The sequence below is a fragment of the Paenibacillus sp. OAS669 genome (assembly GCF_014873645.1).
In the GTDB taxonomy this organism is placed as follows: domain Bacteria; phylum Bacillota; class Bacilli; order Paenibacillales; family NBRC-103111; genus Paenibacillus_S; species Paenibacillus_S vulneris.
Genome location: NZ_JADBDR010000022.1, coordinates 37,526 through 49,488, shown reverse-complemented (window position 1 = coordinate 49,488; position 11,963 = coordinate 37,526). Strand labels below are relative to the sequence as shown.

Genomic DNA, 11,963 nt, shown 5'->3' with positions numbered 1-11,963 from the left:
CTTTCTACAGTTGCTTCAGCATATGCTCTACGATACGATAAGAATTCTCGGATGCCTGTACCGTAAATTCGGCAAAATTAACATGAGCGGAGCCATCCGCTTTGTCGGACATGGAACGTATGATGACGTGAGGGATGCCATTCATCGCGCATACTTGTGCAACTGAAGCCCCTTCCATTTCCGTACATGTACCTTGAAGCTCGCTGTACAATCTGGATACGGTTTCCCGGCTTGCAATAAATTGATCCCCCGATAAAATCCGTCCCACTTTGACGCGCCCCGGAAATAATTCCGAGCTCGCGTTAACAGCCAGCTGACGCAAGGACTCATCCGCCGCAAATACGGAGGTTTCTTCATAGGGAATCGTTCCCACAGGGAATCCGAGAGCCGTGACGTCCATGTCATGCTGCATCGATTCCGATGAAATGACAATATCGCCTACGTTCAGCTCGGGATCAACCGCTCCGGCTACGCCGGTGAAGATAATGGCATCGACACCATATGTATCGATCAGCACCTGAGTCGTTACCGCCGCATTTACCTTGCCTACCCCGGACTTGCAAAGCACGATAGGCTTATTGTAAAAAAGCCCTTCTCTGAACTGTACCTTTGCTTTCTCCGATACATTCACTTGCTCCATGTGCTGCAAAAATTGTTCAATTTCTTCTTTCATGGCGCCGATAACGCCGATTTTCCCGTAAGACAACTGTCTTTTCCCCCCAAAGGTTTACTCGCTAAGGCAACGCAACAAGCATGCGAAGCAAACTAACATCACAAGTAATTTATACCCTCACAAAAGAAAGAGGCTCATATTAACGATGAGCCACCGAGTTTCTATGAATGACGTCATGCGGTAGAATTACCTGCATTTGCTCCGATGCATCTTTCGTTTCCTTGTTCATAAGCTTAGTCAACAGCCTCATGGATACGGCACCAATATCATACATCGGCATTGCCACTGTCGTTAATTGAGGACGTACCATCGAAGCCATGCGAATGTTGTCAACGCTGATGACGGACATATCATCCGGTACCTTATACCCGTTATCCTGCAGTGTATGAATGGCTCCTATCGCCATTTCGTCTGTCGCCGCAAATATGGCGGTCGGACGCTCGCTCAGCTCCAGGAAATGCTTCGTTACTTCCAGACCGGATTCATAACGGTAATTGCCGATCCGCACGTAATCGTCACGTACAGGAATTCCCGCTTCCTCCAGCGCTTTCTTATATCCTTGGTAACGCGCAAATCCGTTAGCCGGATCCTGAAGCGTACCTGAGATCATCGCAATATCGCGATGACCGTTATCAATCAATACCTTCACTGCGTCATACGCGGCCTTCTCGTGGTCAATGTCGACGGAGGCGATGGTATTGTTCTCGTCGGTCGTAGCGCACAGAACGATAGGTACGGCTGATGTTTTGAAGGCTTGAATATGCTCTTCGGTTACAACGCCGCCCATAAATAACAGCCCGTCCACTTGCTTCTCCAACAGCGTGTTGATAACGCGGATTTCTTTCTCCTTCTTCTTGTCCGCGTTACACAAAATGATGTTGTAGTGATACATATTCGCGATATCCTCAATCCCTCTGGCAACTTCAGAAAAGATCGAGTTCGATATATCAGGAATAACGACACCGACTGTAGTCGTTTTTTTACTTGCCAAGCCCCTGGCAACGGCATTAGGCCGATAACCCAAACGTTCAATGGCCTCAAATACTTTTTTGCGGGTTTGGGGCTTTACGTTGGGATTATTATTGACAACTCTCGATACGGTTGCCATGGAAACGCCTGCTTCTCTGGCTACATCATAAATGGTTACAGTCACGGTCATTCTCTCCATTATAGTAAAATGTATAATGCTGCGATCGTATACTATTAAGCCCTATCATACGACAAATTTATGTTGAAAGCAATAAATTCGGGACCTTCTTACATGTATAGTATCAAAAAAATGCAAAAAAAGCCAACTGCAGCGCAGCTGGCAATGAAAGAACCCATTTTTTGTCTGTGAAAATACATGCTTCAAGCTTTCATAGCATCATTGTAGGACCGGCCATCCCGGTCCCTTAAGCAATATCGTTAACGGTCATGGAATGCATGGCAATCTGACCGAGACGCTTACGAATATCCTCCATCCAGTCATCATCCTTTAACGATTGAGCCAGCAGCATAAGATCCAGCAGCTCATTGATCCGGTCTTCTACGATTTTTTCGACAGGAGCCGCCGCATAATATTTGTCTGTCACCATTTTCAGGAGATGCGCGATCTCGCTGATGTCGTTAAAATGCAGCAGCTGCTTTTCCGGTACGCTCCCAAGGCTTCCGATGATTCCTGTCAATTCCGGCTTAACCTGGGCTACCACTTCACTTCTTTGGCAGGTTTCGCAAGAATAGACCGGGACGTTTTCAATTTCGACTTTGTTCTGATAAATGACAGTCCGCAGCTTGATGCCCATCGCGCTGCCACACTTGCACTGCTTCTGCAACTAGTACCACTCCTTCGTTCCAACAAACCCATCATTGAGCGGCAATCTAATGACCTCCCACATTCAAACCGACTTCTAAATACAACGTTCCCAGTTTCTCATAAACAGGTCATTCACCCCTTACATCTCAGCATGCAGGGGGTATGTATCGAGGTTGATATAAGGTATCGGGATCATTAAGCCTGCTCCTCTATGATACAAATATTCTACTTTCGCCTGTAAACTCCTTCTGAAAGAGCGTTAGTAATATTAACCACAATGAAAGCAAAAAGACCGTGATCCCCGGAAGGGACAACGATCTTTTGAAGGTTATTTGCGTGTATAATCCGCCAGTACCCGCACGAATTCTTTCGTAAACGCCGGAAGATCCGGCGGTCTTCTGCCTGATACGATATTCCGGTCGACAACCACCTCTTGGTCAACCCAAATGGCGCCGGCATTCTCCAAATCATCTTTTATGCCCGGCGTGGAAGTCATCGTATAGCCCTCGCATATTTTTGCAGACACAAGGACCCACCCGGCATGACATATATGGGCAATAGGCTTCTCAGCCTCATGAAATTCCCTGGTCAAACGAAGCACATCGGCATAGCGGCGAAGCTTATCGGGAGCCCAGCCGCCCGGAACATAAAGTCCGATATAGTCTTTGCTTGCTACATCACCGAACGCATATTCAGTTGTCAACGGCACCCCGTACTTTCCATGGTACACAGTGTTGGCCTTCGGCCCCACCAGATGCACCTCTGCTCCCGCTTCCTTCAAGCGAAGGACAGGGTACCACATCTCCAAATCCTCAAACTCTTCATCAACGAATGCAAGCACTTTATGGCCTGTTAATTCCATTGACCTCTCCACCTTCCTGATTAATAGCTTCTCTAGTTTGCAACGACATCCTGCCGCAGATTAGAATTCAGCACCTCCAGAATGGATTTGCTGTTTTTGCAGCTTAGAAGCTGCTTCCAGATAACTTTGCCTTCGCTGTGGCTTGTTTGCAGCAGGCTGTTTTTGACCGGCAATATGGATTGCACCGACATGCTGAGCTCCTGAATGCCAAGTCCCAGCCATATAGGCAGAGCACGGATATCGCCGGCCATCTCCCCGCAGACGCTCACATGAACGCCCGATGCCTGCGCGGCTTCCACCGTAGTCTTCAGCATGCGAAGCACGGCAGGATGAAACGGATCATATAAATGGGCGACGGTTTCGTTCATACGGTCCACCGCAAGGATGTACTGTACCAGATCATTGGTCCCTATACTGAAAAAATCAACATGTGGTGCCAAAATATCTGCAATAATGACGGCTGCAGGGACTTCAATCATAATGCCGATTTCGATGTTCTGCTTGAATGGAACTCCTTCTTGCTGAAGCTCCCGCTTCGCTTCCTCAAGCACCTCGTTAGCTTTGTTCAGCTCTTCCAGGGAAGAAATCATCGGATACAATATCTTGATATTACCGTAATGGCTTGCCCTTAGAATGGCACGTAGCTGGGTTTTGAACAGGTCGGTCCGATCCAGTGAAATGCGGATCGCTCGATATCCCAGCGACGGGTTATCCTCTTCCGGCAGCTCGATATAATCGAGGCTCTTGTCGCCGCCAATATCCAACGTCCGAATAACAACGCGCCTTCCTTCCAGCTTCTCAGCTACCTGCTTGTAGACCACAAACTGTTCTTCCTCCTGCGGCAGGCTGTCCCTGTCCATATACAGAAACTCCGTTCGGAAGAGCCCTACACCTGAAGCCCCGTTCTTGAGAACCTGATCGAGCTCCTTCACCGAGCTGATATTCGCTGCCAGCTGAAAAGAGAGGCCGTCTGCGGTTTGTGTCGGAACATTCGCCAGCGTCTGCAGCTTATCCTTCCTGACCTGCAAGATCGCCTTGCGTTTCTTATACTCTTCCACCAGCTCGTCCGAGGGGTTGATATAGACGCATCCCTCATCTCCATCGATGATGAGGTAGTCTCCGGTTTGAATCGGTGTGCTGAGCTTGCCTTCTAAGCCCAGCACGTAGGGAACGCCCATAGCGCGTGCCATTATGGCTACATGCGATGTTTTCCCCCCGAGCATAGTAACGAGCCCCAGCGCCAAATTGGTGTCCAGATGGACCATTTGCGACGGGGAGAGCTCCTTGGCTACGACCAGATACGGCTGATCCTTCGGAGGAAGCGTCTCCTCCAGTGCCCCCAGCAAATGCTTGAGGAGCCGGTTGCCGACATCCTTAATGTCAAGAGCTCTCTCTTTCATATATTGATCGTCCAGTAAATCGAACATATTGACAAACTTCTCAATCGCCTCTTTGACGGCAACCTCGGCTGCCTTGTACTGCTTCTGCATGATCCCCTGAACCTCGTTCATAAAAATAGGATCCTCCAGAATCGCCAGGTGAGCATCGAAGATGGACGTTTGCTCCTCTCCTAGTACCGAGACGAATTCCTGTTTGATGGTTTCTATCTCATCTTTGGAAGAACGAATTCCGTCGTACAGCCTTTCGAATTCAAATGCCAAATCGGTGACATCGATCAGCTTATCCGGGAAATCCCATTCCCAGGTCGGAATGACGAAAGCTTTCCCCATCGCTATTCCAGATGAAGCTCCGATCCCCTTAGCCAAAAGTGTTCCCTCCCCCTGAAGCATCCTTCAATACAACCGACATGACGGATGCTTGACCTTTCTTGACCGCTTTAAACGGCGCAAAGCTCCATGATTTCACTTTATCTACATTCGTAATGATCATCGGCGTCGCCAGCGACTTGCTGTTTTGCTTTACTTTATGCAGATTAAAGCGGATTAATAGCTGTCCCGCCTCAACCATGTCGCCTTCTTTAATATAAGCCGTGAACCATTTGCCCTGCAGCTGTGAAGTATCTATGCCTATATGCAGCAGTACCTCAAGTCCCTCTTCCGTTTGGATGCCTACTGCATGAAGGGATGGGTACAAAATGATGATTTTCCCTGCAACCGGCGCAACCAGCTCCCCTTTATCCGGCATGAAAGCGACCCCGTTGCCGACCAGCTTGCCGGCGAATATTTGATCGGGGACCTCTTCCAAAGGCATCATCCGTCCCTGCATTGGTGCGCTGAATAAGACCCTCTGAATATCCTTCATCAGAACTTTCTTGATTTCTTCCCGGATTAACTCGGAATAGGTGCCGAAGACAACCTGAACATTACCGCCGCCAAGTCTAATGACGCCAGCCGCTCCCAAGTGCTTAAGCGCAGCCGTATCCAGCAGCTTATCGTTGTCCAAAGTGAGCCTTAGCCTGGTGATACAGGCTTCAATTTTCTTAATGTTGTTCTTGCCCCCGAGTGCCTGCAGAATTAACGGAGAGCGGTATGGGATATCTCCAGCCCATTCTTCCAGCTGAGAGCCTTCCTCCCTGCCTGGAGTCGGGATACGGAATTTTCGTATGGCCCAGCGGAACAAGAAATAATAGACAAAAAAATACGCAAGTCCGATAGGAATCAGCATCCACCCGTTATGGGACAAATGATAGTTGATGATAAAATCAATGGCCCCGGCCGAGTAAGAGAATCCGTGATGGATATCGAAATAATAGGCAATCCACATGGAAAGTCCCGACAGGATCGCATGAACGATAAATAAATAAGGCGCAACGAACAGGAAAGCAAATTCGACCGGCTCCGTAACCCCGGTCAAGAAGGAGGCCAGCGCCGCCGTTAGAAAGGTGATTCGGATTTTCGGCTTCAAATCTTCCCTTGCCTCATGAATAATCGCCATGGCAATAGCAGGCAGCGCAAACATCATGATCGGATATAATCCGGCCATGTAGATGCCTGCATTCGGATCACCCGCAAAGAAACGCGGCAAATCGCCGAAGATCATCTCACCGCTCGGCTTTTCATAGGCTCCAAGTTGAAACCAAAACAAATTGTTGAATACATGATGCAGCCCTGAAGGTACTAAAAGACGATGGATCACTCCATAAACGAAGGTGCCAAAGCCGCCTAGGCCCAATACCGCTGAAGAAAGGGTTTGCATAAAATATTCCAAATATGGTCCGATTTCAATAACAATCAGAGTCAGCACCAGGATGCATAAGCCCATTAATAACGGAACCATTCGAGGCCCGCCAAAAAACTGGATGTATTCCGGCAATTGAATATGCTTCACCTTATGAAACAGGATAGCCGCGATAAGTCCAATTAATATACCGCCAGGTACGCCAAGATGAAACTCATCCCCTAAGTAATGCCGGATCGCCTGGTTAAACATAATTTGACCGATCAATGCCGACATTCCGGCAATACCTGCGCCTTCCGTTAAACCGAGGGCAACGCCGACCGCAAAAATCACCGGCAAGTACGTAAATATGGTATTGCCAAAAAACAGCATAATTTCCCCGACACGGGACATATGTACGTCTTGCCAAGGCAGCGTCCCGAGACGCAGTAAAATAGCCGCAACAGGGATCGTAATAGTCGAAAGCATTAAGGACCGACCCAACTGCTGCAAGTTACCCATCCAGTTCAAACAACCGCTCCCTCCTTTCTTACTCGATGGTAAGGCCAATGCTCCATTTTGTCAAACAACCCCAAACATGTTTTCGTTCGGGGTTGGTCGGCACAATTATGAAAAGGTCGGAAATTGGGAGGAGTATCCGCTAAATTGCTGCTTCGCTTGAGAAATTTCTTGTTTATCGGCCGCTTTCATCTTGTACCAGCCTTTTTCGAACATAAGATTAAACAATTGCCATTGCGATTCATGCTGCGTGTTTAAAATGGAGGAGATCGTTTTGCGAAGCTCCGGATTTTGCACCTCGTTGAGTCCGGTATTGAAGCCGGTCGTCATATATTTTTCGAGCATCAGTATGTCATTGATACGATCTCTATCATTCATTTCAGGGCCTTTGACTTGCGGCAGCTGTCCGGTCTGGGGCTTAGCGATGTCCATCGTTGGCATAGCTTCTTATCCTCCTTGTTTATTGCAAATGGTTTAAAATGGAGTTGTATTGGTCAAGATGAGCTTGGCCCGTCTTTTCGATCAGCTGTTTGATTTGCGGGTCTTGGCATAGACTTGCCGTTTCCTTGCATTTTTTCATGGCCAGCAGCTCCCAGGATAAAAAATCCTTAATATAGCTGAACTCTTTTTCGGATAATAAGGATCTGTCCGCCGTCATGTTTTGCTGATTGTTCATGCGAAATTCCTCCTGACTTGTTCATACTAGGATAAATAGAGCGGGCTCTAATAAGCCCGCCCATTCTATTTTGCCAATTAAAATTGTCTGTTAAATCCGAAAGAGGAGATTCCGAATTGTTGTTGAGCCGGTTGGCTGGAATCTGAACGCAGGTAAGCGTCATGACCTTGTTGGTTACCGCGGTAGTTAGCGGTATGGTAAGCTTGAGAGGATTGTACTTGACCATACTGCTGGGAACCACCAAAGTTCAAGCCGGCATTAAAGGATTGACCGATGCCGAATTGTTGCTGAGCTGGTTGGCTGGAATCCGAACGCAGGTAGGCATCATGACCTTGTTGGTTACCACGGTAGTTAGCGGTATGATAAGCTTCAGGGTTTTGCTGTACAAATTGCTGGCCAGAGAAAGAGGAGTTGAAGTTACTGTTGAAAGATGGAGCTTGATTCAAGAAGCTGCCGCCAAATTGCTGTGCAGGCTGATTGGAGTCCGAACGCAGGTAGGCATCATGGCCTTGTTGATTTCCACGGTAGTTTGCTGTGTGATAATTTTGCGGGCTTTGGAAGCTGGAGAATTGGTTAGAGCCTTGGAATTGTTGATTACCGGATTGATATTGGGATTGAACTGTACCCACCGGTTGGTATCTGTTTTCCAATCCGCGATACTGGGATACCACGTTCCCGGAACCTACTTGGGGTTGAAAGCTATTTTGTTGAAAGTTCTGATACATAACAAAAATCCTCCTTAGGAAGTGTTAAAAGTCTTCCGGGGTCGGTTACCTCAACCGTTGCTTTACCAGAAGCCTTTCTTATTGTCTCTAAGGAGGTTTTATTTTATTTATGGTAGCTCTTGGGTTGCAGATGCTATTTTATTCCTTGGTTTGAAGCACCGTTTGCTTGAGTAAAGCTGCAGCGCTCCTTGGATCCGACTGCTTCGTAATTGCCGATACTACGGCAATGCCGCGTGCTCCCGCTTGAATAACGGCAGCCGCATTTTCCTTGTGAATACCACCGATGCCGACCATCGGAACATCCCATCGGCCTGCGATCTCCCGAATCAATCCCGTTCCTATGGCGGCGCCGGCATCCTCTTTGGTCGAGGTTGCATACACGGCACCAACGCCAAGGTAATCCGCACCTTGGGCTATTGCCCACTCCGCTTCTTCCCTATTACCCGCAGAAATCCCGATGATTTTGCTGTCGCCAAGAAGCTTTCTGGCTTCCAGTCCGGGTACGTCGTCTTGCCCGACATGTACACCATCAGCGTCTAGCAGCAGAGCGACATCAATCCTGTCGTTAACAAGGAAAGGGACGCCATACTGCCGGCATAAATCGCGCAGCTCGGCACCTTGCTCAAGAACCTGTCTCAAAGGCGCCTTCTTCTCTCTTAATTGAAAAAGGGTTACTCCCCCTTCAAGCGCTTCCTTAGCGATCTCCAGGGCAGTACGATCTCCATGATGCTCCAGGCCCATCACCAGGTAGACCGGGAGATAATCTGCAATCCGTTCACGGTACAATTTATTTCCCTCCTGGCATCAGAATGGAATCCTCTACTTTGATGCAGCGGTCCATAATTACTTCCAGTCCGCCTGCGCGGGCTATATCGGCCGCTTCCTCGTTGAAGATGCCCAGCTGAAGCCAGAATACTTTGGCACCGATTTTGACAGCTTCCTCCGCGACGGGAACTACGGTTTCACTCCGACGAAATACGTTCACAATATCCACTTGCTCCGGAATATCCGATAGGGAAGGATAGCAGGTTTCTCCCAAAATTTCAGTCGCATTCGGGTTTACAGGGATAATGCGGTAGCCTTTCTTTTGCATCGCTTCTGCAACCATGTACGAAACGCGGTCCGGCTTGTCAGACAATCCTACTACGGCTACATTTCCTGCAGCGGACAAGATTTCTTTAATGCGGTCACGAGACGGATTTTCAAATGCCATTACGTTCATCCCCTTATGATTTCGTATATGAGATAGCCTGGCTTCCCATGGCTTCCCATGTTTCGAGAAACTGGGCTTTATTGATTTTCACTTTGCTTTTTCCGTTATACGGGTCATTGACATACACATTCTCTTCATCGAAACCGACCAATAATACCGCATGCTCCATAAAAGTCGTTTGAATGGGACCAATAGGTGTATCCCAGATGACCCAACGGTCAGGGACTTGATAATTAATCGTCGTCCATACAACGGACGGAATTCCTTCACGGAGCTGGTCCTCCAGCTTCTCAAAAGGCTGCCGTGTGAAATCCTTGGCGGTCGGTACATATTTATTCAGAAGCTCCATCAATGCGGTATGATAAATGCCGAAGCCCTTGGAGCCTCCTGTAATGTCTCCGACAAAGCCCGTATTAGGATTGCCCCAATAAGCGACGGAACCATCCGGATTCCGCTTGAGAGGGGTCGGATCTTTTTTGAGCTCCGGTACCAGCTCCATTTTACTTTTCTCAATGCCGACGAATTGAAGCAGCATCGTAAGGCTTGTCAGCTCGCAGCCGGAAGGCAGCTCAGGGTATTGCCTTATAGCAGGCGCATCCAGCAATACGGAAGCAGCACGCGGAGCCGGAGGATCCGGGAGGGCTTCTTGAGCCTTATTTGGAGCCGGTGTTTCGGCATAAGCCACGGACGACTCTTCTGCATACCAAGCCTGTCCCGTTAGTTTGGCGTATAAGAGAATACATAATACTCCACTGATAAACATGAGCCCTATGATCGTAAAAAAGCCGAGTGTTACCTGGATTCCTTTCCAAAGCACCTTCATTATGACTCAACCCGCTTGATTTTATTAGATAGTAGGCTACTGGATCGCCGCTCGGAAACGGGTAGCACTGAAATTCAACATCCTATTCCTCAACCAGCTCGATGTGAGCGCCCAATGAGAGCAGATGCTCAAAGTAATGAGGATACGATTTGGCGACATGGTGAGCATCGTTAATGATGAGCCCTTTCTCCGAACGCAAACCGACTACAGTTAATGCCATGATGACACGATGATCAAAATGAGCATTGATCTCGACTCCGCCGGTTACTCCTTGAGGACGGCCATGGATAATAATTTCGCTTTGTTTTTCCTCCACGTCGGCACCGGCCTTACGAAGCTCGGCAAGGAAATCGGTAATCCGGTCACATTCCTTATACCGCAAATTCTCGACGTTATAGAAACGGGAGGTGCCTTCGGCAAATACGGCTGCCGCCACCATCGCCAGAACGGCGTCCGTAAAATGATCCCCGTCAAATTCCCCTGCTTGCAACCGCTGGTTTCCTTTGACATGAACCACACCGTTCTCGTGCGTTAAGTTAACCCCCATAGCGCGAAGAACATCGACAACGGCCTTCTCACCCTGTCTGCTCTCTTCTTCCAGCCGCAGCACTTTAACATCGGAATTAGTGACAGCCGCCGCAGCCAAAATAGCGGCCGAGCCCGGATAATCGCCTTGAACGACATACTTTTGAGGCTGGTACTGCTGACGTCCAGGAATTTTATAATGCATGAGATCCTCGGAGGCTTCAATCCGAATGCCCGCCTGAGCAATAACCTCGAGAGTTTGCCCGACAATTACCTTGGATTTCAGGTCATGGAGCACTTCAATCTCGCTGTCTTCGTCCAGAAGCGGAGTCATAAACAGCAAGGAGCTTAGAAATTGGGAGCTCACGTTGCCCGATACTTTAATTTTGCCGCCGCGCGGCTTGCCTCCGCGAATTGTGATAGGCAGCTTGCCCTCCCGATGGTCGACCTCTACTCCCATTTGCTTCAGAGCGTCAATCAGATCGTCGTGCGGCCTTTTTCCCAAAGAGTCCGGATATTGGTTAACGAATGTAACCTCCGGGCAAAATGCGGCGACAGACATCAGAAAGCGAAGTACTGCGCCGGCATTACCGACATTCAGCTCGCTTACATGCTTAGGATGCTTGCCGAAGCCGCGAATCGTCATTTTCTCTTCATCTTCTTCAACGGCAGCTCCCAAATCACGGATGCAACGGCGCATCGCATCGCTGTCCTCACTGTGGGCAGGATAATATACAGTGCTTGTCCCGTCAGCCAATGCTCCGATGAGCAAATAGCGGGTCGTGTAGTTTTTGGAAGATAGCGCATTAATCGTACCTTCTAAGTTATTTGTCGGCTTTACGATCGCTTTCATGAATATGTATCTCTCCTGTTCCGCATAAAAGTTACGAAATCATTAGACTTATTTCAGATTATTGCCAGTGTACCATACCCTCCGGGGCTTGGAAACCGCAAGTTTGACACCCATACGGGTTTCTCTATATCATGGGATTGAGGAAGATGTGCCTATTACAAAAAACCTATTTGGAGGCTTCT

At 48.5% G+C, this 11,963-nt stretch carries 13 protein-coding genes; all 13 read right to left on the bottom strand.

Features of this window, described 5'->3' with window-relative positions; genetic code table 11:
• Positions 1 to 4 precede the first annotated feature (4 nt).
• The 13 genes from GGC63_RS31720 to aroA all read right to left on the bottom strand — a co-directional run bounded on the left by GGC63_RS31720 (position 5) and on the right by aroA (position 11,781).
• Positions 5 to 706 (bottom strand): 5'-methylthioadenosine/adenosylhomocysteine nucleosidase, encoded by a 702-nt coding sequence (locus tag GGC63_RS31720; protein ID WP_192705698.1) that lies wholly within the window; start codon positions 704 to 706, stop codon positions 5 to 7.
• 106 nt (positions 707 to 812) lie between these two features.
• Positions 813 to 1,826, bottom strand: a complete 1,014-nt coding sequence (gene ccpA, locus GGC63_RS31715; protein ID WP_079910373.1) for a catabolite control protein A — start codon at positions 1,824 to 1,826, stop codon at positions 813 to 815.
• Positions 1,827 to 2,067: 241 nt separating this feature from the next.
• A complete protein-coding gene (locus tag GGC63_RS31710; RefSeq protein ID WP_192705697.1) occupies positions 2,068 to 2,487 on the bottom strand; it encodes a hypothetical protein in 420 nt (139 codons plus the stop codon).
• Positions 2,488 to 2,796: 309 nt separating this feature from the next.
• Positions 2,797 to 3,330, bottom strand: a complete 534-nt coding sequence (locus GGC63_RS31705; RefSeq protein WP_079910375.1) for a type 1 glutamine amidotransferase domain-containing protein — start codon at positions 3,328 to 3,330, stop codon at positions 2,797 to 2,799.
• A gap of 32 nt (positions 3,331 to 3,362) precedes the next feature.
• On the bottom strand, positions 3,363 to 5,096 hold the full coding sequence (ptsP, locus tag GGC63_RS31700) for a phosphoenolpyruvate--protein phosphotransferase (protein ID WP_192705696.1): 1,734 nt from the start codon (positions 5,094 to 5,096) through the stop codon (positions 3,363 to 3,365).
• Positions 5,089 to 6,978, bottom strand: coding sequence for a glucose PTS transporter subunit IIA (locus GGC63_RS31695; protein ID WP_079910377.1), 1,890 nt, complete (start codon positions 6,976 to 6,978; stop codon positions 5,089 to 5,091). The genes ptsP and GGC63_RS31695 overlap by 8 nt, the downstream gene beginning before the upstream one ends.
• A 96-nt stretch (positions 6,979 to 7,074) precedes the next feature.
• The gene (locus GGC63_RS31690; RefSeq protein ID WP_192705695.1) at positions 7,075 to 7,407 is read right to left on the bottom strand and encodes a spore coat protein; all 333 of its coding nucleotides are present in this window, start codon (positions 7,405 to 7,407) and stop codon (positions 7,075 to 7,077) included.
• Positions 7,408 to 7,426: 19 nt separating this feature from the next.
• Positions 7,427 to 7,642 carry a hypothetical protein gene (locus GGC63_RS31685; RefSeq protein ID WP_192705694.1) on the bottom strand — a complete coding sequence of 72 codons (216 nt, stop codon included), beginning with the start codon at positions 7,640 to 7,642 and terminating at the stop codon, positions 7,427 to 7,429.
• A gap of 77 nt (positions 7,643 to 7,719) precedes the next feature.
• Entirely contained in the window at positions 7,720 to 8,367 is a 648-nt protein-coding gene (locus GGC63_RS31680) for a hypothetical protein (protein WP_192705693.1), read from the bottom strand.
• Between the two features lie 138 nt (positions 8,368 to 8,505).
• Entirely contained in the window at positions 8,506 to 9,153 is a 648-nt protein-coding gene (gene thiE / locus GGC63_RS31675) for a thiamine phosphate synthase (RefSeq protein WP_192705692.1), read from the bottom strand.
• 1 nt (position 9,154) lies between these two features.
• A complete protein-coding gene (locus GGC63_RS31670; protein ID WP_192705691.1) occupies positions 9,155 to 9,580 on the bottom strand; it encodes a CoA-binding protein in 426 nt (141 codons plus the stop codon).
• Between the two features lie 13 nt (positions 9,581 to 9,593).
• Entirely contained in the window at positions 9,594 to 10,403 is an 810-nt protein-coding gene (locus GGC63_RS31665) for a C39 family peptidase (RefSeq protein ID WP_192705690.1), read from the bottom strand.
• Between the two features lie 82 nt (positions 10,404 to 10,485).
• Positions 10,486 to 11,781 carry a 3-phosphoshikimate 1-carboxyvinyltransferase gene (gene aroA, locus GGC63_RS31660; RefSeq protein WP_192705689.1) on the bottom strand — a complete coding sequence of 432 codons (1,296 nt, stop codon included), beginning with the start codon at positions 11,779 to 11,781 and terminating at the stop codon, positions 10,486 to 10,488.
• Positions 11,782 to 11,963: the final 182 nt, after the last annotated feature.

Bases quoted from the DNA above. Each gene is read 5' to 3' on its own strand.
- GGC63_RS31705 (WP_079910375.1), bottom strand. From the start codon at position 3,330: ATGGAATTAACAGGCCATAAAGTGCTTGCATTCGTTGATGAAGAGTTT.
- GGC63_RS31690 (WP_192705695.1), bottom strand. From the start codon at position 7,407: ATGCCAACGATGGACATCGCTAAGCCCCAGACCGGACAGCTGCCGCAA.
- GGC63_RS31685 (WP_192705694.1), bottom strand. From the start codon at position 7,642: ATGAACAATCAGCAAAACATGACGGCGGACAGATCCTTATTATCCGAA.
- GGC63_RS31680 (WP_192705693.1), bottom strand. From the start codon at position 8,367: ATGTATCAGAACTTTCAACAAAATAGCTTTCAACCCCAAGTAGGTTCC.
- GGC63_RS31670 (WP_192705691.1), bottom strand. From the start codon at position 9,580: ATGGCATTTGAAAATCCGTCTCGTGACCGCATTAAAGAAATCTTGTCC.
- GGC63_RS31665 (WP_192705690.1), bottom strand. From the start codon at position 10,403: ATGAAGGTGCTTTGGAAAGGAATCCAGGTAACACTCGGCTTTTTTACG.
- aroA (WP_192705689.1), bottom strand. From the start codon at position 11,781: ATGAAAGCGATCGTAAAGCCGACAAATAACTTAGAAGGTACGATTAAT.